14 protein-coding genes are annotated in these 25,217 nt (G+C 51.3%); 11 read left to right on the forward strand and 3 right to left on the reverse strand.

The features are described from left to right. Positions 1-14: 14 nt before the first annotated feature. Positions 15-3,872, forward strand: a complete 3,858-nt coding sequence (locus MJA45_RS08825) for a carbohydrate-binding protein (RefSeq protein ID WP_315606890.1) — start codon at positions 15-17, stop codon at positions 3,870-3,872. A 128-nt stretch (positions 3,873-4,000) separates the two neighbouring features. On the opposite strand, the gene MJA45_RS08830 is transcribed toward MJA45_RS08825, so the two are convergent. Further along, positions 4,001-5,536 carry a sulfatase family protein gene (locus tag MJA45_RS08830; RefSeq protein ID WP_315606891.1) on the reverse strand — a complete coding sequence of 512 codons (1,536 nt, stop codon included), beginning with the start codon at positions 5,534-5,536 and terminating at the stop codon, positions 4,001-4,003. A gap of 562 nt (positions 5,537-6,098) precedes the next feature. Here MJA45_RS08830 and MJA45_RS08835 point away from each other — a divergent pair. The 10 genes from MJA45_RS08835 (at position 6,099) to MJA45_RS08880 (ending at position 23,744) form a co-directional block, all read left to right on the forward strand. Then, positions 6,099-9,959 carry a CBM35 domain-containing protein gene (locus tag MJA45_RS08835; RefSeq protein ID WP_315606892.1) on the forward strand — a complete coding sequence of 1,287 codons (3,861 nt, stop codon included), beginning with the start codon at positions 6,099-6,101 and terminating at the stop codon, positions 9,957-9,959. Between the two features lie 92 nt (positions 9,960-10,051). Then, complete coding sequence (locus tag MJA45_RS08840; RefSeq protein ID WP_315606893.1) at positions 10,052-14,005, forward strand: family 43 glycosylhydrolase; 3,954 nt, start codon at positions 10,052-10,054, stop codon at positions 14,003-14,005. Positions 14,006-14,324: 319 nt separating this feature from the next. Then, the gene (locus tag MJA45_RS08845) at positions 14,325-15,281 is read left to right on the forward strand and encodes an ABC transporter permease (protein WP_315606894.1); all 957 of its coding nucleotides are present in this window, start codon (positions 14,325-14,327) and stop codon (positions 15,279-15,281) included. A gap of 19 nt (positions 15,282-15,300) precedes the next feature. After that, a complete protein-coding gene (locus MJA45_RS08850; RefSeq protein WP_315606895.1) occupies positions 15,301-16,173 on the forward strand; it encodes a carbohydrate ABC transporter permease in 873 nt (290 codons plus the stop codon). 44 nt (positions 16,174-16,217) lie between these two features. Beyond that, on the forward strand, positions 16,218-17,858 hold the full coding sequence (locus MJA45_RS08855) for an extracellular solute-binding protein (protein WP_315606896.1): 1,641 nt from the start codon (positions 16,218-16,220) through the stop codon (positions 17,856-17,858). Positions 17,859-17,959: 101 nt separating this feature from the next. Beyond that, complete coding sequence (locus MJA45_RS08860) at positions 17,960-19,075, forward strand: glycoside hydrolase family 88/105 protein (RefSeq protein WP_315606897.1); 1,116 nt, start codon at positions 17,960-17,962, stop codon at positions 19,073-19,075. Positions 19,076-19,319: 244 nt separating this feature from the next. Then, a complete protein-coding gene (locus MJA45_RS08865) occupies positions 19,320-21,017 on the forward strand; it encodes a cache domain-containing sensor histidine kinase (RefSeq protein ID WP_315606898.1) in 1,698 nt (565 codons plus the stop codon). After that, on the forward strand, positions 21,014-22,549 hold the full coding sequence (locus MJA45_RS08870; protein WP_315606899.1) for a response regulator transcription factor: 1,536 nt from the start codon (positions 21,014-21,016) through the stop codon (positions 22,547-22,549). The genes MJA45_RS08865 and MJA45_RS08870 overlap by 4 nt, the downstream gene beginning before the upstream one ends. Positions 22,550-22,752: 203 nt before the next feature. Continuing rightward, entirely contained in the window at positions 22,753-23,205 is a 453-nt protein-coding gene (locus tag MJA45_RS08875) for a MarR family winged helix-turn-helix transcriptional regulator (RefSeq protein ID WP_315606900.1), read from the forward strand. Positions 23,206-23,225: 20 nt separating this feature from the next. After that, the gene (locus tag MJA45_RS08880) at positions 23,226-23,744 is read left to right on the forward strand and encodes a spermidine/spermine N(1)-acetyltransferase (protein WP_315606901.1); all 519 of its coding nucleotides are present in this window, start codon (positions 23,226-23,228) and stop codon (positions 23,742-23,744) included. A 251-nt stretch (positions 23,745-23,995) separates the two neighbouring features. Here the strand turns inward: MJA45_RS08880 and MJA45_RS08885 are convergent, their stop codons facing one another. Together MJA45_RS08885 and MJA45_RS08890 are read right to left on the reverse strand one after the other, a co-directional pair. Continuing rightward, positions 23,996-24,694, reverse strand: a complete 699-nt coding sequence (locus MJA45_RS08885; RefSeq protein WP_315606902.1) for an LrgB family protein — start codon at positions 24,692-24,694, stop codon at positions 23,996-23,998. Next, positions 24,691-25,059: a CidA/LrgA family protein gene (locus tag MJA45_RS08890; RefSeq protein WP_315606903.1), complete on the reverse strand. Its 369-nt coding sequence runs from the start codon at positions 25,057-25,059 to the stop codon at positions 24,691-24,693. Before MJA45_RS08890 ends, MJA45_RS08885 begins: the two co-directional genes overlap by 4 nt. Positions 25,060-25,217: the final 158 nt, after the last annotated feature.

Below are 25,217 nucleotides of genomic sequence, written 5' to 3' on the forward strand. Positions count from 1 at the left end.
GAGCTGAATTCGATTTGAGAAAGTGGATGATGGGGCTGCTCGCTGCTGTCTTGATCACAACTTTTCCTGCAACAGGATTCTCTTACAGCAATCCGCAAGTCGTCACGGACTCTTGGTACTGGAATAACGGTACCTTTTATGGGGAAGGCGACCCGTTTATCTTGAAATTTAACGGAGTCTACTATTTATATACCAGTACCGTGGACGATAAGCCCGGTGTGAAGGTATGGTCGTCGGAGGATTTGGTGCACTGGGAGTATCGCGGTCTGTGTGCAACCGAGCCCGTTACAAAAGGAGCTTATGCTCCGGAGGTGGTTTACTGGAACGGGGATTTCTACATGTACACGGCTCTTCTTCAAGATGACGGCTCAACGCCGAGGGGCCATCGGGTGCTGAAGAGCTCCAGTCCTACAGGGCCCTTCACGGCCCAGACCGGCAGTAAGGTTACCGGCATTGACGGACATGTGTTCATCGACGATGACGGCCAGTGGTACTTCTACAGTACGGGCAATGGCAATATCGATGCCCGCCCGATGTCCGACCCCTATACATTCGGGGCGAAATCCAATACGGGAGCGGCCATGAAGGGCTGGACGGAAGGGCCGACGGTCATCAAACGCAATGGAAAGTACTATATGACGTATACCGGGAATCACGTATGGAGCGATGCCTACCGGGTGGATTATGCGAGCAGCACGAATCCGGTTTCCGGGTTCGTGCCGGCGGCCTCCCAGAATCCGATATTGCTCGATACGGAAGGGGATCATGTCGGTCTGGGGCACAATTCCATCGTTCGCGGTCCCGATCTGGATTCCGATTATATCGTCTATCACAGCCATGCCGATCCGGGACGGAATTTGAACCTGGACCGGATCGTATGGAACGGGGACAAGATGGCCTTGCTCGGCCCTACAACATCCGAACAGCCCGATCCGGCCATGCCTGATTTCAGCGACCGGTTCCAGAGAAAGGAATTAGGTAAGGATTGGAAAGTAGTGAGCGGAGGCAGCTGGGGAATCGGGGATGGTCATTCGCTGTACCAGAACGCATGGGGGGAACCGGGCTCTCCGTCTCATGTCCTTCTTTCCGGGAAGCAGACGGACGACAGCTTCACAGCGGAGTTCAACCTGAAGCAGGTGGAGCAGGGAACAAGCGGCGATCCGCTGATGGGAGCGGTATTCTCCTATAGGGATGAGAACAATTACGGGACTGCTGTTCTGAACCGCAATCAAAATCGCCTGGAGTCGGTATTCCGTGTCGATGGCAAAGATACCGTCCGGGAAACGACTCCTCTTCCGGAAGGGTATGATTATACGAAATGGCATCAAATCCGCGTGGAGAAGGAAGGCTCCGATTATCGCATCTATGTGGATGGCATGCTGAAGCAGACCCGTTCCGTTGAACGGCTCGGCAAAGGCGGGATCGGCTATTCCACAACCGATGTACAGGCGGAATTCGGTTATACCGCTTTCAGCAACAAAGTGGGCGGCAGCAGCGCTAAAGACGCCTACAAGCCGATCCCCGGTGAGATTCAGGCCGTTCACTTCAACTCGAAGGGAAAAGGCAAGTCCGAGCGCGATGCCGGATGGATCCGCAAGGTTAAGGATCCGGAAGGCGGGTATGATGTCGCATCGCTCGATACGGGTAACTTGGCATACAACGTCAATGTGTCCGAAGCGGGGACCTATGATGTTGTGATCCGGTACGCTGCGGCGGCCGATGCCGGTCTGAAGCTGGAGCTGGATGAATCGACCGGGCTGACGGACATGGTGCGGCTCCCTTCGACAGGCGGAACGGACCAATGGAACAACCTGGTGCTGAAGGATATTCAGCTTCCGCAAGGGCTGCATAAGCTTAAAGTGATTTCCGGCCAAGGATCTTTGGATTTGGCAACTCTTAAGTTCAGCCTTTCCGTCGCAACGGCTGCCCTTTCCGATGATTTCGATGACGGCGACGACGCGGGCTGGAAGAAATTCGAACAGGGCTGGCGGGTCGATACGGGGGAAACACCTCCGTTTGATCTTCCGAAACCGGTTCCGGGGATCATTGAAGCGCCTTTCTATAATACGGGCGGTGAAGGGATCGGCTACCATGATAACACGGCGGAAAACATAGGGGGCGCATACCGGAGCGATTCCGTCGATATTCGGACGAACACCAATTTCAACGGGCTTAACGTCGGTTGGAATCAGGCCGGCGAATGGCTCAACTACAACATTGACGTGAAGCGTGCAGGAACGTACCGGGTCGAAGTTACGGCGGCGACAACGTTCAGCGGCAATGGGGCACGGATCTGGCTGGACGGCCAAACGGATTTGACCGGTGTGATCCCTATTCCGGCTACCGGAGGATGGAACAATTGGCAAACCACGCTGTCCCCCAGCTTCCAACTGCCGGAAGGCCGGCATACGATTACCTTTGAAACAGCGAAGGGAGAATATGACTTCGCAAGATTGAAGTTCGTCTCGTTCGATGCACCTAAACCCGTTCCCGGAATGGTCGAAGCCGTTCACTATAACCCAGGAGGCGAAGGAGTCGGTTACCATGACATTACGGCCTCAAATATCGGCGGCCAATACCGGAATGATGGGGTGGACATACGCGTTAATCCGAAGGGCGGCTGGAATGTCGGCTGGAACCAGACCGGCGAGTGGCTGAAGTATAACGTAAACGTGGACAAGTCCGCTGCATACAACGTGAGCGTCAGGATCGCAACGGCCCTTAGCGGAGGGAAAATTCGGTTATGGCTGGATGATACGACAGACTTGACCGGTGTCGTTGACATTCCCAATACCGGAGGGTGGAATAACTGGAGAAACGTTGATCTTGGTGACATAACGCTGCCGGAAGGCGACCATACCGTCAAGGTGGAAATCGTTAACGGGGAATACGATTTCGCCGGTCTCTCCTTCCGGCCGTCCGATGAACCGATCCAGCTGCCCGGCACCGTACATGCCGTGGATTACAGGAATGGAGGAGAAGGAGTTGCGTACCATGACAATACACCGGATAACATTCGGGGTCTGTACCGCTCCGATGACGTCGATATCCGTTTGCTGCCGGAAGGATTTACGACAGGGTGGAACCAGACCGGCGAATGGCTGAAGTACGATGTCAACATCGCCGATGCCGGTACCTATAAGCTGGATTTGCGAGTGGCAACGGGCATGGACGGCGGCAAGGTCAGATTTTGGCTTGATGAGGTAACCGACCTTGCCGGGATTGTCGATATTCCGAATACCGGCGGTTTTCAGGAGTGGAGGACGATAACGAAGGACGGGATCGCCCTTCCGGCAGGCCGCCACACCATTAAGGCGGAAATCGTAACCGGCGAGTTCGATTTTTACAGCTTCCGTTTTCACAACGACCCCGACCTGCCCAAACAGGGCGTCTATAAATCCGGGGCCAAAGGGTATCCGAAATCGATTATCGGCGACAGCAGGTGGTCGGACTACATCGTGGAGGCGGATATCCAATTAGGCTCCCTTACGCAGGGAGGGGGCAATGCGGGCATCCTTCTCCGGGTCAACAATCCGGCCGACGGAACGGAATGGGGGCAGAACAGAGACGACTTTCTACAAGGTTACGCTGCCTATCTGACTTCGGACGGTGTGCATCTCGGCAAATACAATTATAACTTCCAGTACTTGACCGGAACGCCGTTAACCGGAACGGCCGGGGAGTGGCAGCATATGAAGGTAGTGGCGAGAGGCACTCTTATCCAGGTCTATGTGGGGGACATGGATTCCCCGCTTATAGAGTACACGGATCAGAGCGGGACGGCATTTACTCATGGCAGCGTCGGCGTAAGGAGCTTCAATAGTGAGAGCTCAATCGATCATTTCACCGTGAAGCCGATTCCGGCAGAATAACGAAAAATCACCTTCTTTTTGGGGCCTTTCCGGCACAGAAGAAGGTGATTTTTTTGTTTAGGTCCGCCTGAGATTATTCGTGCGTTTGGTCGCCGAAAGGATAAAGGGGTCCGTACTTGTCCATTACCCTACGCGTGATGAATTCGCGGCATGGGCAGCGGTTCTTTGCCAAGCTCCGCCCATACGTATTTGAGCAGCAGTTCGGACTTAAGGGAGGCGGATTCCGGGTCGTACCATAGATTGTGAAGCTCTCCTGGATCCTCCTGAAGATCAAAGATTTCTCCATAGCTCTGATTGTAATAAACGGTAATTTTGTACCTCTCGTCGACGTAGGTTTTCTGGTGGATGGTGGTGGGCTCGTGACGGAACTCGCAGATGGCATGATCCCTAGCTTTTTCCTTACGGCCGAGCCACACATCCCGTTGGTCGATGCCTGTCATGGCGTGAGGAATGGGGATGCCGCAAAAGGATAAGAACGTGGGGGCCAGATCAACCAGCGATTGCATGGCCTCCGACACATGGCCGGCCGGTACCTGCCCCGGGTATTTCACAATAAAGGGGAGCTTGATTAAATCCTCATAGTGAAAACCTCCCTTGGCCTGCAATCCATGCTGTCCAAAGAAGTGGCCGTGGTCGGTGGTAAAGACGACGATCGTGTTTTCCGAAAGCCCGAGCTCGTCCAGCTTGTCGAGGATTTTTCCGATGTATTTGTCCATCAGGCTGATCATGCCGTAGTAAACGGCTACCAGCTTCTTTTTGTCATAGTCCGTCAATCTGAACTTGGTCCCGTACTCATAATAGTGATGGGAACGATAGCCATGAATACCGAACCCCGTCTCGGCCAGGTCGCTGAAATCCGGATGGTCTTCCTGGGTTTTACGGAAATGCGGGGGGTTCTGATCATGCTCTCCGGGAACCATTTGGGGAATCGTGAGGGCTTCCGGATCGTACATGGTGTCCCATGGTTCAGGCACTAAATACTCGGGATGGGGATCAAAGAAGCTGGCCCACATGAAAAAGGGATCTCCCGATTCCTTGTAATCCGTCAAGAGAGCATTCGTACGTTCCGCAATCCAGGTGTTATAGTGATACTCCTCCGGAATCGGCCACTTGTACGTGATCGAACGATCCATCGTCCCGGTAGGCGGCAGGAAGTAGTCCCGCCAATTCGTACACCCTTTCTCTTCCAGCCACAGCGCATAATGCTGCCCGGCATGGGCTTCATTGGTATGGTTCCGTGCAAGCTCCACGTGGTCGAATCCATAAAACGGTCCGTTAAACGTTTTCCAGTAGTCCAAGTCCTGCATAATCGGATAGGCTTCGATAGACGGGTATTCGTCTGTCGATTTCAACGGCTGAAAATGGGCTTTTCCGACCAGAGCCGTGCGGTATCCGGCAGCTTGTAAGTCTTCTCCTACGGTGTGTCTGTCTTCCAGCAGCTTGGTGCCTAAGGTCCAAGCCCCGTGCTGGCTCGGATACATTCCCGTAATGATGGAAGCCCTGCTGGGGGTACAGGTCGGATTCGGGCAATACGCCCGGGTGAAGGTAGTCCCTTCCTGCACCAAGCGGTCCAAATTAGGGGTGTGGACTTCCTTGTTAAAGGACCCGATGGTATTCCAATGCTGCTGATCGCTCGTTATTAGCAAAATGTTAGGTTTTTTCATCAAGTATACCGCCTCCTACTATGAGAATAATGAAACTAGCGAGATTATCATATGGCATTTTGTTATTTTAAATTATACATTTTGTTGTTTTGGGTGATCTTTGAAGAGAAGACGGTCAAGGGGGAACGGCTATGCTTCAGGAATAGGACCATGAATACGCAGAGTTTATCTATTACATGCCGGGGGATATAGATAAGGAAAGTCAATTATGGCCGGTCCGCGCGGGCCGGAATATAGCGAAAGCCATGGTATTGCAGATTTTGTAAGCGCGTTATTGTCCGCAGGATTTGGCCTCTCGGAGTCACGGAGATACTGGACTCATGCCTTTTAGTCTTGCCTTTACCCGTTTGTGATTGTACTAAGTAAGCGGATTTAAGGTAAAAACAAAAATCGTACAGAAAGACCTAAAGATTCTTAAGGCCTGGAATGGAGGGATCACAGTACAGTGTAAGCATCCATGGAGCGAAGCTTTTAGTGGAAAGGAAAGCGGTTTATTGTTGGTGATCATTTCCTGCCTGTCGAAAAGCTCCAAATAAAATTCCCTAAGGAGGAAATTGGTGCAATGAGGAGAATTGGTTTGGTTTCCGTGTCCCTAGCGGTACTGCTCGTCATGATGCTGACCCATATCGCCTATGCGGATGTATCATCCCATTATCTTAACCCGCTGATGAAAGGAGCCGACCCCACCATTGAACGGCAAGACGATGGGTACTATTATTCGGCGGCAGGCGATGGCAATGTTGTATTGAAACAGCATGAAACCATTCTTGGTGTTTCCACCGCGAAGAGTAAAGAGGTATGGAAGTTACCTGAAAACCTGGAATTTATATGGGGGCCCGATGCGCACAGGATCGATGGCAAATGGTACATCTACTTCGCTTCCGGTCCGAAGATTAGTGATAAAGCGGGGCGCTTTGCTTATGGCCATCCCAGCTCCTATGTTCTGGAGAACAGCTCGCCAGATCCATTTGAAGGGACCTGGGAACTGAAGGGAACATATGATAATGGAGACGGACTTACACCCCAACAGGGGTTGCTGAATACGCAAAGCTATGGACTGCCTACCGGCTTTGTCACCATCCATGGGCAGAGATACCTTACCTACACCAAATATTTCTATTTTATAGATCCAAAAACGGGAAAAGAGAGATTTGATGAATGTCCCACGATTGTCAAAATGAAAAACCCGTGGACATTGGAAGGCGAAGAGATTACGTTAGCCAGGCCGACATACGACTGGGAGAAGTATGTTGATAATGTTAATGAAGGCGCAGCCGTGGTGGAGCGAAACGGAAAAGCGTATTTTGCCTATTCCGCCAGCAGCTACACGAGTGATAACTATGCTATCGGCCTGTCTTGGGCCGATCTGGACCAAAGTGTGGAGAATGAAGCGGCATGGAATAAACATCCCGAACCGATCATGAAACGTTCGGATGAAAACAGTTCTTATTCGACAGGCTCGCCGTTATTCCTGAAATCCGAAGACGGGACAGAGGACTGGATTACATACCATGGCATACCCACACATAGTCAAGGCGGCAAGAACAGAGAGGTTCGCGCCCAGCGGATCAATTGGGACGACAATGACTTCATCAATCTGGGCATCCCTTCCAACCCCGGCACCGTGCTTAGCCGCCCCTCCGGGGAGGAGAAGAGCGAAATCTATGAAGCGGAATACGCGCAATTATCAGGGGCTGTAAGAGCAACCATGAACAGCATCTATGCCTCGTCCGGCCGATATGTCCGGTACAGCAATAGCAATGACAGCGACTATGTAGAGTTTACAGTCAACACTAATGCAGGGGGGATTTACTCGCTGGACTTCCGTTACAACAACAATACGACAGAACCGGTCAACATGACATTGGGCGTGAACCAGGAGGCTCCCACGGCGCTTGTATTTCCGTCTAATGCTGGACCGGAGAACAAGCTGAACTTCGACTTAAAAACCGTTCACAACATCCGGCTGAATGACGGCAGCAACATCGTACGTCTTTCCGGCAAAAGCGCTTTGGGGCTGGATGCAATCATTGCCAAGAAAAGTGTCTTGTATGAAGCGGAGAGCGCAGAGTTGTCCGGCGGCACGGGAATTGCTCAAGATCATACGGGATATAGCGGTTCAGGCTTTGTCAGAGGGTTCACGAAGCCGAACGCGGCGATCAGCTTTACAGTAAACGCTCCTCACGCGGGCAGCTATTCGGTCAAGCTGGCTTATGGAGCTGGGACCGGGGAAGATCGAACTTTGTCCATGTATGTGAATGGCACCAAGATCAAACAAGTCAATTTCTTCGGTCTGAAGAAATGGGACAAGTGGGCCGATAGATATGACAATGTATTCCTGAAGGAAGGAAGCAATGTCATCACCTATAAGCGTGACGGAGGCGATCCGGCGAATGTCAATCTGGACTATATCTCCGTTACCGAAGCGGCGACCTGGACGTATGAGGCGGAATCCGCCAAAACGACAGGTGGAGCGGATGCCAGGGTCGTTCAGGCTCAGCATGGAAATACGGGAATCGGTTATGTGAGTGGTCTTTCCCAATTGAACTCGTCCGTGGAATTCTCTGTGGATATCGAGTATGCGGCTTCCTACGATCTCAAGCTGCGGTACGCCACAGAACAGGGCGGCAAAACATTGTCGCTGGAGGTGAATGGCACGCCTGTGCAGGACATGGTCTTTCCCTACTCCGGAGGTGTCAAGGTGTGGAAGGAACAGATTGTAACCGTTCCCCTGAACAAAGGGAAAAACAGCATCACTTATAAGAATGCGGACGGAGATTCAGGTGTTATCCATATCGATCATATTCATCTGAATAAGCGCACACCCTGGAAATATCAGGCAGAAGCAGCAACCCTCTCAGGCACGGTGGGCATCGGAAGAGACCGTCTATGGTTTGAAGGCAACGGTTATGTCGGATTATTCCAGAAAAAAGGGGATTCTATCGGGTTTGAGGTGAATGTCCCCTATACAGCGGCCTACACGTCAACCTTGCGCTATTCGGGTGTACAATCGTCGAATCGAACCATGAGCATGTATGTGAACGGCAAACGGATCAAACAAGTTTCCTTGCCGCCGACAGAGAATTGGGATACCTGGACGGACGCGACCGAGACGGTCAATTTGGAAGCGGGGAAGAATAGTATTGAATTCCGCCGTGAGGAAGGGGATACCGGACAGCTCAATATAGACAGCCTGATCCTGGATAAATTCAGCGGAGGCTTCATCAGCACGAAGGCTAGGGAACTTACCCCCGAGAAGATGGTGAAAATCCAGCCGAAGCATAGCGGCAAGGCGCTGAGTGTGGCCGGTGAGAAGTTCAATCAAGGAGCAGCCGTTATCCAATATTCCAATGGCGATACCAATAGTCAATTGGTGCGATTCCTGGATCTGGGGACAGGTTATTACCGGATCCTAGTTATGCGTGGCGCACGCTTCCTCGATATCAAGCCTGATTCAGATAGTCAAGAACTTATTCTAAATCAGACCATTGAAGCTGCCCCCACTCCCTCCGATACGGAACAGTGGCGTCTGGAAAAGGATGGCGATTATTACAAAGTGATCAACAAAAGCAACGGAAAGGTGATTACGGTCAATGAAGCATCCAAAGGAAACAACGCTGTTCTGCGGTTGGCTGATGACGAGGGGAAAGACAACCAGCGGTTTAAGATTGAGCTGCGCAACCTTTATGACACTACATTCCACGCGGTGTCGGACATTACTGCTGTCCCGGCGGCAGTGCAGGCAGGACAGAAGCTGACCCTCTTCGGAACAGTCTCACCGGATTGGGCTACGCGCAAGAGCATCACCTGGAGCATCAAGGATGCCGGGCAAACAAGAGCCACCCTAGATGGGAATGTGCTGTCCGCGACAAGAGCGGGAACAGTCGTTGTCACCGCTACGATTGAAGAAGGAAGCGAGAACGGCGTGAACTACTCCAAGGACTTCACAATTACTGTCTCCAAGAAGGACGCGGATGTTAATCCTGAAAAGGCCACCTATGATCTCTATGTTCCCGGGGGTGTAAGCGCCAGCATCATATGGAATGAAGCCAAGTCTGTGACCGGGGTGGTATACGCAGCAACAGTAAAAGGTGTCGTTTACAATGGCACATTGGGAACGGATGGTTATACGGTCAGCGGAGATAAGTTGACCATCAAGCGCGAAACTATGGCCGCACTGGGGGTGAAGAGCGGTGATAAGGCGGACTTCTCTATCCTATTTAATCTTGGGAATCCGGCTGTGCTCAGTGTCAATGTGGTGGACAGCGTTGCTTTGACCAGCCATAGCATCACAGCGGCAACAGAGGGACACGGCACTGCTATCGCCGATGTATCATCGGCGGTCAAGGATACGGCGATTGCCGTTCCAGCAGATAAGAAGGGCGAATTTGGCAACTCATCAGGGCTGAATGGCGGTGCTTAGACAGTTCGTTTCGCGGGGGAATCCTTTGGCTTCTCCAGGTGAACAGGAACGCCATAGACAACAGGATGATATGATTCCAAGGAGGATTGCACATGGTCAAAAAAAAATTCAGACATTATCTGCTTTGTCTCGCAGTACTGCTGATGCTGCCGCAATGGAGCGGAGTGGCTGCGGCGGCAGAGCCGATGTCAGCTAAGCCGGATTCGGCGTCTGAGCAGGAGGGAAAGAATGTGTCGGATTTCTACAATGTCATCATGCAGACAGGAGCCGATCCCTGGGTTTACAAGCACACGGACGGCTATTACTACAACGCATTTGCCAACTCCAGCGGCATCATGATCCGAAGAGCGAAGACCATCACCGGCATTGAGGCGGGGGAGAGGAGCCTGGCCTGGACACCGGTTAAGGGCACCATGTACAGCTCCAATGTGTGGGCGCCGGAAATGCATTATCTCAAGGATACCGACGGCAAATCCAAATGGTTTATTTACTTTGCGGCTGACAACGGAACCAACGCAAATCACCGCATGTACGTGCTGGAGAACGCCAGTGAAAATCCGCTGACCGGCACCTGGGTGTTCAAAGGGAAGATTGCCGATTCTACCGACCGTTGGGCGATCGATGGCACGGTGCTGACTGTAAATGAGAAGCACTATTTCATCTGGTCCGGTTGGGAAGAAACGGACGGGAGCTTCCAGAATCTATATATTGCGCAGATGAGTGATCCGCGAACCATCAGCTCGGAACGGGTATTGCTCTCGACGTCTGAATATGATTGGGAATCGTCCCCGGCCAGAATCAACGAAGGCCCCGAGGTTACGATCAAGGGCGACACGATCAATCTGATCTATTCCGCAAACGGAAGCTGGACAGACAGTTACTGTCTTGGGGTCATTACGGCCAAGATCGGCGACGATTTGATGAATCCCGGCTCCTGGGTGAAAAAAGACAGGCCGATCTTCTCCAGCGCCAATGGCGTTTACGGCCCGGGCCACCACAGCATCGTCACGTCCCCTGACGGTTCAGAGGACTGGATCATCTACCATGCCGCCCGCTGGCCGGGATCGGGATGGACCCGTAAAGTCCACACGCAGAAGTTCACGTGGAACGCAGACAATACGCCGAATCTGGGGGAGCCGGCCGATCCGAACACACCGATTGAAAGGCCTTCGGGCGAGCCGCTGCGGAAGCGCTATGAAGCGGAAAACGGGCTGCTGGTGAAGGATCCGAGCGGTGAAACTTCTCCCGCTGTCCGGATGGAAAGCACCGCTTCCGGCGGAATGAAGATCGCCAACATCAAGAACGCCAAAGATTATGCCCAGTTTACCGTAAACGTGCCGGAGACGGGATTTTATATGCTGTCCGTGCGCAATGCCAACGGATCACCCAATGCGGCCGATGCCTCCCATATCTTGTCGGTCAACGGGAGCTCCGGCGCCAATTTGAACATTGTCTATTCCGGTACGAATCGTTGGGGGCTCTCCACGGCGAAAGTCTATCTAAGGGAAGGTAACAATATTCTCCGCTTCTCAAAGGGGAACAACCTTGCCGAAATTGACAGCCTGGATCTATTTAAGCTGGATGCATCGGAAATGTTATTCGATGCCCCGGGGTACACGTTGGGGCTCGGTGAAAGTCGCAGCTTGCCCCTGTATAACGTAACAGGCACTACCTATACCGCTGTTGACACAGGAGCCATCTTCAGTTCTTCCGATACGAAGGTTGCCGTTATTGACGGTGGGGTTAGGGTTAAGGCTGTAAGTGCGGGCAGTACCACAATCACCGGGACATATAACGGGAAAACGGCTACAGCCACGGTTACCGTTGCAGCGGAGCTTAAAGCGGTGCAGGCCGTTGCCATCGGCGGCTTGCCAAGCATCCTGACTATCGGGCAGAAAAGCGGACCATTGCAGGTAACCGCACGTTATAACAATTATGAGATGCAGAATGTGACAGCGGCTGCCCAGTATACCAGCAGCGATCCTGGGGTGGCCAGGGTGGAATCGGATTCTGTGACCCAATCGGTGTATGCGATTAAACCGGGCACAGCTCTTATTACAGCCGAATACAACGGAAAGAAAGCTGCGTTCAGCTTGACCGTTATTGCAGCTTCCGATGCGGTTCAGGTTGCTTCCGTAGAGAAGATTCCTTCCGGAGTGGCTCCTAGGCAGCCCGGCGTTGTTGATGTTGTCTACAACAGTCAGTCGAAGAAGGCAGAGATTGTCAGCTGGGAGCCGGAGGGACTTGACTTCAGCTCCCTGGGCACTGTTCAGGTGCCTGTCACACTAAAGCTAGATGGCCACGATTTTCCTTCCACCGTTGCCGTAAATGTTATTCCGGGATGGGGCCTCGATGAGATTGTGAATCAACTCCGCAGCAAGCTGGCGAATTTCTCCTATCCTTTGGGCGACGGGCTTGGCAACTATAGCCAATCCAAGTATGATGCGTTCGTGGCCGAAGTGAACAAGGCGGAAGAGATGGCTGTAAACGCCGATCTGAGCAAAGAGCAGTTTGACGAGGAGCTGGATAAGCTTGCTCAAGCGGAAGAAGCTTTATTAGGTTCGCTGAACAGCATTCAGAACGGCGTAATCTATAACGCTTACCGGGATTTCTCCGGCGATACGGTTGGCAAGTACCCTTATGGCATTACCACCGAGGATCTGACCAATGGCGCTACCGCCACGGTACAGGAAGAGGCCGGGAATAAATTCCTACGGCTGACCACAACCGCTACATCGGGCAAGGCAAACCTATTCCTGCCGTATGCAGGCGAGGTAAAGGCTGAGGCAGATCAGCGTATCGTCATCGAATACCGCGCCAGACTAAACACTAGCTTCCAATACGCCAATAGCGCCATGGTGCGAAATGACAGCGGCACAGGCAATTATTCCATGGTTACAGCCTTTGATACGGGGAAAATTATAGTCCAGAATGGACCATCCACCAAGGTCAAGGTCAAAGACTCTCAGTTAAATAAATGGTACAAAATCAAAATGGTGGCAAACTGGGACGCCAAGACTTATACCGTCTATATAGACGATGTTGAGGTGGCCACGGACTACAACTTCCGACACACAGGCGGCGACAAGCTGACAGCCCAGCGGTTCGGCATCGATGGCTATGCCAACGCCTCCATCGACTTTGACGATTTCAAAGCGATGGTTATCGGAGGACCGAAGGCTGCGCCCGAGGGGCTCAATCACACCGATGAAACAGCGGTTGGGGCCAACGATGGACGTATCACCGGGGTCAACCCCTCCATGGAGTGGTCCTCCGACAATGGCAGCACTTGGTTGAGGGTAGAAGGGGATACGATCGCCAATCTTTCTCCCGGGACTTATTGGGTTCGTTACTCTGAGACGGATACCCATAAAGCTAGTCCCCCTGTGGGTTTGACCATTGCAGTCTATACTCAGCATGTCATCGGGGTGAGCCTGAATCAGACCACTGCCCAACGGTATACCAACCATGGGGACTCGACTATCCAGCTTATCGCAAAGGTGGAACCCGCTGACGCAGCCAACAAAGCTGTGTTCTGGAGCAGCTCCAATCCGGCAGTAGCTACCGTGGATGGAAATGGGCTTGTGACGGTGCATGCCGCAGGTACAGCTGTTATTACGGTAACCACGGAAGACAGCGGTTACAGCGATACATGTACAGTAACCGTAAGCTTGTACACTGATTCGGAAAATCCGGGGACTCAGCCAGTCCATGTGACGGGTGTAAGCCTTAAGCAGACCACCGCCCAACGATATACCAACCATGGGGCTTCGACAGTCCAGCTTAACGCCAATGTGGCACCCGCTAACGCAGCCAACAAGACGGTGTCCTGGAGCAGTTCCAATCCGGCTGTAGCTACCGTGGATGGACATGGGCATGTAACCGTTCATGCCGCAGGTACAGCAGTTATTACTGTAACGACTAATGACGGCGGCTACACAGCTCCTTGTGTTGTTAGTGTGGGTGTATATCTAAAGGACAGCGGTAAAAGCGGCGTAGATATCCAAATTGGCGGCAGTAATCTCACTATCCCAACTACACCCTGAAGCTTCCATTACCCGGGAACAACTGATTACTGTTCTGCACCGTTACGCCGGACAGACTGCTGCAAGCAGCAGTGGCAGGAGCTTTGCGGACGCAGGCAAAACAAGGAGCCAAGCGGGAACATCCGCCCGGCTCCTTGTTTTTTGCTTTACGCTCCCGGCTTTAATGGTCCGATGAATCCGGGAAACTCCTGCTGATTGGAAGGAGAAACAAAAATCGCACAGAAAGACCTAAAGATTTTTAAGGCCCGGAATGGACGAACCGCGGTACATTATAAGCATCACATCCAACAAAAACTTTCAGTAGGAAAGAAGGGAAACCATGAAAACAACGCCTGCCGCCGTAGGAACGGATAGAGCACCGGCAGCGAAAGAGGCTTTTTACCAGACAAAGCGGTTTCGGCAGAATATTCCGCTATTTGTCATGCTTATACCGGGAGTGCTTTATTATCTGATATTCCGCTACTTGCCTATGGGCGGTCTTGTGATTGCTTTCAAGAACTACAATTTTCGCGATGGCATATGGTCAAGTCCGTGGGTCGGCTTGAAGTATTTCGAGATTCTATTCCAGTCCAACGTCACGCTGCAAATTATCTGGAATACCCTTAACCTGAGCGTACTGAGCCTGATCTTCGGGTTCCCTGCGCCGATTATTATTGCCATTGCCTTGAATGAGGTCCGGAAGAGCTGGCTGAAGCGCTGGATTCAAACCATTATTTATCTGCCTCATTTTTTGTCCTGGGTTATCGTTGCAGGCATTATCCTGACTCTGTTCTCCATTGACGGAGGCACCATCAACAAGCTGCTGGGCCAATGGGGGATGGAGCCTGTGCCTTTCCTGTACCGCTCGAACTCATGGATCGCCATCTTTATCGGCTCCGGCATGTGGAAGGAGATGGGCTTCAGCGCTATTATCTATCTCGCCGCTATCTCCGGCATTGACCCCAGTCTGTACGAATCCGCAGGGATGGACGGCGCAGGCAAGCTTAGGCAGATTTGGCATATCACCCTGCCAGGCATCCGTCCTACGATTATCCTGCTGCTGATTCTTGGAATGGGCCGTCTGATGGAGGTAGGATTTGACCAGGTTTACAATTTGCAGAATCCCACAGTCCTGCAGAAAGCGGAGGTCATCAGCACCTACGTGTACAAAGTGGGGCTGCAGCAGGCCCAGTTTGGCCTGACTACAGCCATGGGCTTGTTTGAATCCTTTGTCGGTCTGGTGCTTGTGCTGTCGGCTAATGCATTAGCCCGTAAATTCGATCAGGGCTTATTCTGAAGAAAGGAGGGAAATCCTCTTGAGGGAATCCACAGGCGGAAAAATTTTTGTAATCTTTATTCACGTGGTATTGATCATCATTTCACTCACCTGCATTCTGCCTTTCCTGCATCTGATTGCGCTGTCCATAAGCTCAGGGCATGCGGTTGACCTGGGTCAAGTCTGGTTCTGGCCGGTGGGGCTTGATTTCACCGTTTACATATACTTTTTTGAGAATACACCGGCCTTACGCGCCTTTACCAACAGCGTGATCATTACCTTATGCGGAACGGCCTTGAGCATGCTGGCCACGGTGCTGACGGCCTATCCCTTATCCCGCCGTTACCTCTACGCCCGCAAACCGATCACAACGGCCGCATTGTTCACCATGCTCTTCAGTGGAGGGATGATCCCTACATATCTGGTCATGAATAGCCTGCATTTGACCAATACTTACTGGTCCCTCTGGTTTGGCGGGCTGATCAGCACCTATAATATGCTGATTATGAAAAGCTATTTTGAGAGCATCCCGGGAGAAGTGGCGGAATCCGCCCAGATTGATGGCTGCGGCGAGGTCCAACTGCTCATGCGCATCATACTGCCCTTGTCTCTTCCCATGTTGGCTACGCTGACGTTATTCTACGGAGTGGGCTACTGGAACATGTTCATGAGCGTTATTCTTTACATCAATAAGACGAATTTGCAGAATCTTACTGTTATCGTTCAGGGGATGTTGCAAATTCAGGGGAACTTCAATATGTCGGCCATGGATATGATGCAGCAGCAGGAAATGGTATCCGAAAAGCTGAAAGCGGTTGGGGTTGTGGTTATGGTTGTGCCTATGCTGGTGGTATATCCGTTCCTGCAGAAATATTTTGTCAAAGGCATTATGCTTGGCTCTATCAAGGGTTAGCGGCAACAAGGAAATGTATCATAGATTGATGAGGGGGATTCCACATGTTTGGACAAACATTGGCACCAAAAATGAAGATTACGTTAGCGCTGGGACTGTCGGCGGTTATGGCAGCAGGGGCAGCTGGTTGCAGTCAAAAGGAAGAAGGGACAGAAGGGCAAGCTGAAGGAAAAGCCACAATTACCGTTTCCAACTATGACAGGGGCAATATTCCCGCAGCGGAGGGAACGGTTGAGGACAACCGTTGGACCAAGTGGATCAATGAGCATTCTCCCGTTACGGCCAAGTTTGTGCCGGTGGCCCGGGCAGAGGCAGTCAAGAAGCTGAATGTGTTGTTCGCATCGGGCAGTGCGCCGGATATTGTCAATGATTATGATACGGGGTTCCGGAATTCCCTGTACCAGCAGAAGCAATTGATGCCTCTGGACGATTACTTGCAATATGCCCCTGAATACCAGAAGCTGCTGGAGAAGTACCCCCAGCTTCGCAAAATAGGCACCAAGCCGGACGGCAAGCTTTACGAAATTGGTAAAATTAATGAGCCCCATCTGCAGAGTGTAGCCTTTATCCGGATGGATTGGCTGAAAAAGCTGAAGCTTGAGGTTCCGAAGACCACCGACGAATTGCTTGTCGTTCTGAAAGCATTCGTTGAGCAGGACCCTGACGGCAACGGGAAGAAGGATACTTATGGAACCAATATGAGCTACACCTCGGACGGCATGGTGGATTCCATGTTCGGCTCGTACGGCTGGAAAATCTCCAATGATGACAAAATTATCAGAACTTGGGATAATACGCTGGAGTCTCTTAAGTTCAAGAAAAGGTTATTTGAGGAAGGGCTTATCGATAAGGATTACCTGGCGGACAAGAATGGAGCCAAAGCCAAGCAGGATTATCTGAACGGAAAAATAGGCGTTTATCTTCCTCCTGTTGTCAGCAACTGGTTTGAGAGTACGGTAACGGACGTCAAAACGCTCCGCAAGATTGTTCCGGAGGCGGAGATTGCGCCAATGGCGCAGCCCAAGTCTTCCATGGGGCAATTCGTTCACCATGTGGTCAATCCGGTTCAAATGACCACGGTGATCAATGCCGCGGCCAAAAATCCCAAGGCTGCTATGGAATATATTAACTTCATCATCAAGCCGGAGAACAGTCTGATTCTGAAAAAAGGTATGGAAGGAGAGCATTGGAAAAAAGGTGCGGACGGTTTTCCCAAGGTCATTGATCCTGCGAAGAATGCCAAGGAACTGGATTGGGCCATGGACTACTCCATGTTTTACTCGATCCCAGAGAATCCGCTTCTGATTTCCACCACTGCGTTCGACATGAGTGATCCTGACCAGAAGGCTGGTCTGGACATGTTGAAGAAAGCCGACGAGTTTCTGCTTAATCCCGAGGCCCAGTATCCCGCGCTGAGTCACTATGAGCATATGCCTACCCTGTCGAGCGAGTTGGTAGTGATCAATACCAATATCGACAAGGAAATGAAGGACATCTATACCAAAGGCATTATCGGCGGGGCCCCATATACCCCTGAGCAGGCCATTGTAGATGCCAAAGCTGCCTGGGAGAGAGGCGGCGGCAAACAGATAGAAGAATTCATGAATACCTGGTATAAAGAAAATAAGGGCAGAGCCTTCCTAGGTAAGGATATCCTGGAGTTGGTCCGCTCCCAACACAAGTAAGGGCTGAAGGGCCTGGAATAGGATAAATGCGGACTTGGTTCGGCAAAGGCCGGGCCAAGTTTGCTTTCGGAACATTTTATATGAGGAGGAGTATAGGAATCATGACAAATGAAATGCTGCTTCAAAAAATCGGACTAGTAGTGGACAAGCTTATGAATCTGGGCGGCAGCGACTATGAAAAGGATAAAACCGTGGTCCAGGCCGATACAAGAAAAGGAATTGTCCAGCGGGATTTCGGAATTGAAGAATGGGACTGGCCCCAGGGCATCGGTCTTTATGGTCTGTACAAGCTGCAGGAGTATTACAGCGATCACCGCTATATAAAGTTTTTTCAGAACTGGTATTCCCGCAATTTTGAGGTTGGTCTGCCGTCAAAAAACATTAATACGACCGCCCCTTATCTGGCTCTGGTTCTGCTCCTAGATCAGCTTGAGCCTTCCAACCAGCTGGAACAGTTATGCCGGGATCACGCGGACTGGCTCGTTCATGAGCTGCCCAAGACCAAGGAAGGCGGCTTCCAGCATACAGTCACTGCCATTGGCAACCGGGATGGAATCCACTTGCACAATGGGCAGTTATGGATTGATACGCTCTTTATGGCGGTTCTGTTTCTGAACCAGGCCGGGCGCAAGTTCAATCGGCCGGAGTGGGAGCAAGAAGCAGTACACCAGATTTTGCTCCATATCAAGTACTTGTTCGACAAACATACCGGACTGTTCTTCCACGGCTGGAGCTTCGAGCGCAATGATAATTTTGGCAGCATCTTCTGGTGCCGCGGCAATTCCTGGTTCACCTACGGCCTCGTCGATTACCTGGAAACTTGCCAGGATACGATGAACCCGGGTGTCCGTCAATTTCTGGTCGATACGTATAAGGCTCAGGTCAACGCTCTGGTTCCGCTCCAGGCCGTTTCCGGTCTATGGCACACCGTCCTGCAAGACCCAACCAGCTATGAAGAGGTATCCGGATCGGCCGCAATTGCCGCGGGTATCCTAAAAGGCATAAAAGCCGGTATTCTGGATTCCTCCTATCAGGCTGTTGCAGACATGGCCATCCAGGCGGTTTGTCAAAATATCAGCGGGGATGGAACCGTGCTGAATGTGTCAGCCGGAACCGGTATGGGAATGGATAAAGACCATTATAAAAACATTACCATTATGCCAATGGCATACGGACAGTCCCTTGCTCTTATTGCCTTGTATGAAGCTTTAAAATAATTCAGGTAAACCGGACCGGAACGTGACGCGCTTCCTTCCTACGTAGACAGGTAAAATGTAAACCTTGTTTGCTTGGAAGGAAGCGTTTTATAACACAGTATGAAATTCAAAGGGGGAGGGGAGTCGACTGCATCCGACAAGCTGGCCGGGTTATATAGCCGGAAAAATAAAGGGCAGCTTCAAGATCAAACTGATCGTGCTGCTCTCGTGTATGGTAACACTTGCCTTTGCCTTGGCAGGCTGGATGGTTTATCGGTCAAATATCCAGTTAATGGAGGATGAAATCAGCAAGCAGTTCTCCATCGCCAACGAACAGGCTTTGGCCAGACTGGAGATGACCTTCCAGGAAATCAACCGCGTATCCCAATCCATTATCCTGAATCCGTCCATCGAACTGTTCCTCAGGGAGAACGTCGTTCCCGTAAACGATTCCTACACCCAATTCAAGAACCGCAAGTATGTGGAAGAACAGTTGAATATGCTCCTGGTGGATGCGCCGTCCATCCGTTCCGTTTTCCTGTACAATGAGGACGGGGAAATGACGGCTCTCTCCAAAACCGGTGCGTCGGGAGAGCCGGGAACGGATGACTTGACCAGGATGATGGAAAAGCTTAAGCCCCATCGGGGGAATATGGTCTGGGGCCGAGCCGAGGCGGCCAGCACCATTGATCCGGAGGGCCGCAGAACGGTTCTGGTTGCAGCCAGACGGATGCTCAATGAGAGGCTGATCCCGTACGGCACCATGGTGATGGTGATGGAGGAAAGCTTGGTATCCAAGGTGCTGCGTGATCTTACGGAGAACAGCAGCGGCAAGGTGTTGCTGCTGGAGCCTGCAGGCGGTGTGCTCTACTCCAATAACGATCAGAGCGAGATGGAGCAACTCGTGCAACTGACAAAGGCACATTATCCTCGTTATGTCAAAATGAATGGCATCACCTATCTGTTTGTCCGCCACGAGCTGATTCCGGCAGGTTTTACCCTATATGGAGGGGCTTCCTTGCAGGAGATACAGAGGAAAAATAAAGACATCATCCAGGTATTGGCATTTGCCGGAATCGGCGTGATCCTGCTCAGTGCACTACTTATTACGATTTCCACCCGGACGCTCCTCACTCCTCTTGCCCATCTGATGCAGGGACTGCGTATGCTGCGTTCCGGCGATTTCACGGTCCGTGTCAAAGTGGATTCCGGCGATGAGCTGGGCTTCATCGGAGACAGCTTCAACAGCATGGCGGAGCAAGTGAGCGAGCTGATTAATAAGGTATATCTGGCCCAGATCAGCCAGAGGGAATCGGAGCTGAAGGCCATCCAGGCACAGCTGAACCCTCATTATCTGCACAACCTGTTCAATGAGCTGTATTGGAAGCTGTACAGCAACGATCAGGAGGAGGCGGCGCTTCTGATCAACGCCATCTCGGAGATGTTGAAGTATTCCCTTAAATCTGTCCAGACGGATACGACTCTTGGCGAAGAGCTGCACCAGATCCGCAATTACATCAAGATCCAGACAGAGCTGTTCACCGGCGGGATTGAAACCATTATCCAAGCTGAGGAGTCCCTGCTGAGTCTGCGGATGATGCGATCCCTCTTGCTGCCGGTGGTGGAAAATGTTTTTGTGCACGCTTTCCGTGATATGGAGAAAGACCGGGTGCTGCGGATTAAAGCGTTCCTGTTAAATGAGGCGCTGCATATCGTGGTGGCTGACAACGGATGCGGTATGGATAAAGAAACCCTGAGAACCTTGACAGAGGCGGAGGCTATACTGCCGGACGGCGATAAGACAGGAATCGGCTACAAAAGTGTGCTGCGGCGCATTCAACTGGTATACGGACCCGCATATGGAGTGGAAATTACCAGTAGTAAAGGAAAAGGAACGGTTGTTCACATGACGCTTCCTATTAAATCCGGGACACTGGGGAGTCATGAGGAGGGAAACGGGTGAAGGGCAAGTTGTTTATTGCAGAGGATCAGCCTAACTTCCGCAAGGGGCTGCTGAAACTGGTGGGGAAGCGGTCCGCCGAGTGGGTGGTGACTGGGGAAGCGGCCAATGGCCGGGACGCCTTGTTAATGATGGAGAATTGTGTCCCGGATCTCTTGCTGACCGATATCCGGATGCCCCATATAGATGGTCTGCAGCTGGCAGAAGAAATCAGAAGACGCGGCTGGCTGACGAAGATTGTGATTGTAACCGGATTCAAGGATTTTTCGTATGCCCAGTCCGCCGTCAAGTTCGGTGTGCTGGACTTTATCACGAAGCCTTGTGTGGAAACGGATATATTAAGCGTACTCGAGCGGATTTATGTGCAGCTGATTGAAGAAAGCCAGTCTCAGCTCTTGGTGGAGGGCTGGAAGCGCCAGCATGAAGACAGCGAGCTGCGCTCGGCCATTATGGGCATGCCCTGCAGCGGGGAAAAGGTGGAGGCACTGCTGAAGCGGTTGAAGCAATGTGAGCTGCATTTTCTCCGTATTCCTACCTATTTCCCCCCGGAGAAGCATTATTCCGCCGAGGATGTGCCGCTTTTGCAGTTTGCTTTCGCCAATATTGCCGGGGAGCACTTGAATAAATGGTTTCCCGGCGGCTTTCGCCTGTTTCCCATGAACGCATCGGAGTGGGCTTTATTGGTGGACCGGAGTGCTTCCCAGCCGGATACATCCCCCTCATGGCCGCAGATACTCACCGATTCGGTCCATCATTATCTGAGGCTGGCTCTTGAATACAGCGGACAAGGGCTATGCGCCAATACGGAGGAATTGCGTCAGGGCTACAGACGCTATTGCCGGGAAGGGGACAGGGACTACGGTTCTGCCAATGAATCACTGCTCAACCAGACGGCGCTTTACGAGAAGGAGAAGGAAATTGTAACCTGGCTTATGTCGGAGGATAACAGCCGGCTGAGCCGTGAGCTGCAGGAGCAAGCCGTCCGGATCAGCCATTTGCCCCCGCAAACCGCCAAGATTGAAGCGCTGCTGCTGGCTGCTGCCATTCTTCGGCTAGTGCAGGTCCAGTTTCCCGAATGGCAAATGGCTGTGCGCCCCATAGAGTGGGATACTGTCTACAAATGTGCGACGCCGGAGGATATTGCGGCATGGCTGCAGGGATATATTCATGAATTCCTGCAGTCCCACAATAACTGGCTTGCCAGCAAGAATGATAATCCGGTCAAGCAGGCTATCCGGTTTATTGAAGAGTCATACATGGGGGTATGCGGCTTGGCCGAGGTGGCGGCCCATGTCCATCTCAACCCCAGCTACTTCAGTAATATGTTTAAAAAGGAAACCGGGGAAAGTGTAACCGGCTATATCCAGAACCTGCGCGTACAAAAAGCGAAGCTTCTGCTGAAAAGTACAGATATGAAAATATTCGAAATTTCCGAAGCCACGGGCTTCAACGACTCCAATTATTTCACGCATATCTTCAACAAAATAGCGGGAGTCTCGCCCAAAGAATACCGCAAGCAGATGGCCGGCCAGTGACTCTTCCAGGAAAAAAGTTCATTTTACACCGTGCCCAAACCGGCTTAACAGAATTTCTAAAGGAACTTCATCCACTGGCAGACAAGCATCGCCAGCCGAATCATGGGGTGCTTGAATAAAGATTTAGGGCCAGTCTTATTGTTGCAAATGCAACATAAAAAGGCTATTATTTAGTTGCAGTTAATACGTCCTAAGGAGTTAATATGAAGGAAATTCTTCGTGAAATCGGAATGATCGCAAGGGCATTAGACTCCATTAGCAATATAGAATTTAAAGATCTCGATCTGACCAGAGGACAATACTTATACCTCGTGCGGATCTGTGAGACTCCAGGGATTATTCAAGAGAAGGTAGCTGAAATGATTAAGGTGGATCGAACCACGGCGGCCCGGGCTGTAAAGAAGCTGGAGATGAACGGCTTTATTGAGAAGGGAGATGATGAACATAACAAAAAAATAAAAAAACTGTTTCCTACAGAGAAAGGAAAGGCGGTTTATCCTTTTATCAAGAGGGAAAATGATCATTCCAACACCGTTGCCCTAAGGGGATTCTCCGAGAGCGAAGAAGAAATCCTGTACAACCTTTTGCAAAGAATCAGGAGAAATATAGAAACGGACTGGGAACATGTAAAGAAAGGAAACAAGAGAAATTATTGAGCTATATCAAGGAGGGTCCTATGACTATACAGATGACAAGGTGCACCGTTGACGATTTAGGTCTGCTTCAAGAGATTAGTATCGAAACCTTTAAAGAGACCTTTAGAAATCAAAATTCACCCGAAACCATGAAAGCCTATTTGGAAAAAGCGTTTAACCTGTCCCAATTGGAGAAAGAATTATCCCGTGCCTCTTCTGAATTTTATTTTCTTTATGCAAATGGGGAAATGGCCGGATATTTAAAGATCAATACGGATGACGCGCAATCGGAGGCAATGGGGCGTGATTCGCTCGAAATCGAGAGGATCTATATAAGGAAGAAGTATCATAAACAAGGGCTTGGTAAGGATCTAATAAACAAAGCTATAGAACTAGCGAAAGAGCGGAATAAAGAGAGAATTTGGTTAGGGGTTTGGGAAAAAAATGAGAATGCCATCCGCTTTTATAAAAAAATGGGGTTTGTTCAAACGGGAGACCACGCTTTCTACATGGGGGAAGAAAAACAAATCGATTGGATCATGACCAAATCCCTTATCTAACGGGCGGTCGCGATGCCTCGAGCTGGGACAGGAAATCTATTGCCAAACAAGGAAAGCAAAGTCATATTCGCCAGCGTATGGCCTTTCGCTCCGCCGGCTGCTAACATGTCCGTCAGATGCGTCTTGGTGCGGTCGGTCATGGTGGAGTGATTCACACCACCAAGCGAACCACGATATTTACGGAGCGATTATCACACTCATTCGCTATATTCCGCGATGAACGGCAGCCATGATACGTTACACGGAAAGCATCAGCGGAGGACATTCATCAGGAGGGGAAAGGTCAACGGGGCGAAAGCCAGACTGACGACCGCCGCCGCAATCATGGACAGGCAGGACACCGTACCTTCCACAGGCCCGAACTCAAAGGCCTTCGAGGTGCCGCCTCCGTGTGCCCCCATCCCGAGCATGACACCTTTGGCGATGGGCGTTTGAATGGAAAGCAAGCGGATCAGCAAAGGACCGAGGAACATCCCGAGAATCGCCGTGACGATGACGCAAGCCGCCGTCAAGGAGGCGATGCCCCCTATTTTCTCGGTTATGGCCATCGCAATCGGTGTCGTGACAGACCTTGGCGCCAAATTCGCCAGCATGGACAGCTCCAGACCGAACAACCGGGCGATCAGGATGGAAGAGGCAAAAGCCAAAAGCGACCCGAGCATTACGCTGACGATAAGCTCGGCCGCATGCTTCCGCAGCAGGGGAAGATGCTTGTAGATCGGAATGGCGAAGGCGACGGTTGCGGGCTTCAACAAATCAAGCAGAACGTGCGTCCCGGAGGCATAGGCGTCGTAGGAGGTACGGGTGGCCAACAAGCAGCCGATGAGCACGACCGGACTGACGAGCAGGGGGGAGAAGACGAACCACTTCCACCGTCTATACATTTTCTTGGAAAGCAAATAGACTCCAACGGTCACAATCAAACTGAGGATGGGAATAAGGATGGTCATAAGTCCGTTTCTCTCCTTTTTTTGTTCATATAATCGACTAGCAGTCCGGAAACGGACATGACGAGTATGGTACTCAGGATAATCACGAGGGTGATCCGGAGGCCCTCGGCGGCGATCAGGTCCCCGTATTGCATGACTCCGACAGCGGCCGGAACGAAAAAAATGAGCATCTCGGCGAGCAGGAAGGACGCGCCGCCTTCCACCCATTCTAGCCGGATTAGGCGGCATTGGAGGCTCAAGAATAACAAAAGCAACCCGATGATGCTGCCCGGAATGTTGACGCGGAACAGCTCCGCCAAGAGGTGACCGGCGAGTACGAACAAAGTGATCAAGCTGATCTGACAGGCGAGCTTCACGGCTTTCATAATCGGATATAGCCCCCCTTTCTTGATCCCTTAATCTGCCTTTGAACTAAATTATAAAGCATTTAGTGTCAAGTTGGAGTGAGGTATTCCTATACAAAATGGATCGAAACAGCTAAAACCTTATTTAATGTTAGGTATTATTACATATTTAATCGAAT

The organism is Paenibacillus aurantius (genome assembly GCF_032268605.1).
GTDB lineage: Bacteria > Bacillota > Bacilli > Paenibacillales > NBRC-103111 > Paenibacillus_AO > Paenibacillus_AO aurantius.

Bases quoted from the DNA above. Each gene is read 5' to 3' on its own strand.
- MJA45_RS08830 (WP_315606891.1), bottom strand. From the start codon at position 5,536: ATGAAAAAACCTAACATTTTGCTAATAACGAGCGATCAGCAGCATTGG.
- MJA45_RS08835 (WP_315606892.1), top strand. From the start codon at position 6,099: ATGAGGAGAATTGGTTTGGTTTCCGTGTCCCTAGCGGTACTGCTCGTC.
- MJA45_RS08840 (WP_315606893.1), top strand. From the start codon at position 10,052: ATGGTCAAAAAAAAATTCAGACATTATCTGCTTTGTCTCGCAGTACTG.
- MJA45_RS08845 (WP_315606894.1), top strand. From the start codon at position 14,325: ATGAAAACAACGCCTGCCGCCGTAGGAACGGATAGAGCACCGGCAGCG.
- MJA45_RS08855 (WP_315606896.1), top strand. From the start codon at position 16,218: ATGTTTGGACAAACATTGGCACCAAAAATGAAGATTACGTTAGCGCTG.
- MJA45_RS08860 (WP_315606897.1), top strand. From the start codon at position 17,960: ATGACAAATGAAATGCTGCTTCAAAAAATCGGACTAGTAGTGGACAAG.
- MJA45_RS08865 (WP_315606898.1), top strand. From the start codon at position 19,320: ATGGTTTATCGGTCAAATATCCAGTTAATGGAGGATGAAATCAGCAAG.
- MJA45_RS08875 (WP_315606900.1), top strand. From the start codon at position 22,753: ATGAAGGAAATTCTTCGTGAAATCGGAATGATCGCAAGGGCATTAGAC.
- MJA45_RS08880 (WP_315606901.1), top strand. From the start codon at position 23,226: ATGACTATACAGATGACAAGGTGCACCGTTGACGATTTAGGTCTGCTT.
- MJA45_RS08885 (WP_315606902.1), bottom strand. From the start codon at position 24,694: ATGACCATCCTTATTCCCATCCTCAGTTTGATTGTGACCGTTGGAGTC.
- MJA45_RS08890 (WP_315606903.1), bottom strand. From the start codon at position 25,059: ATGAAAGCCGTGAAGCTCGCCTGTCAGATCAGCTTGATCACTTTGTTC.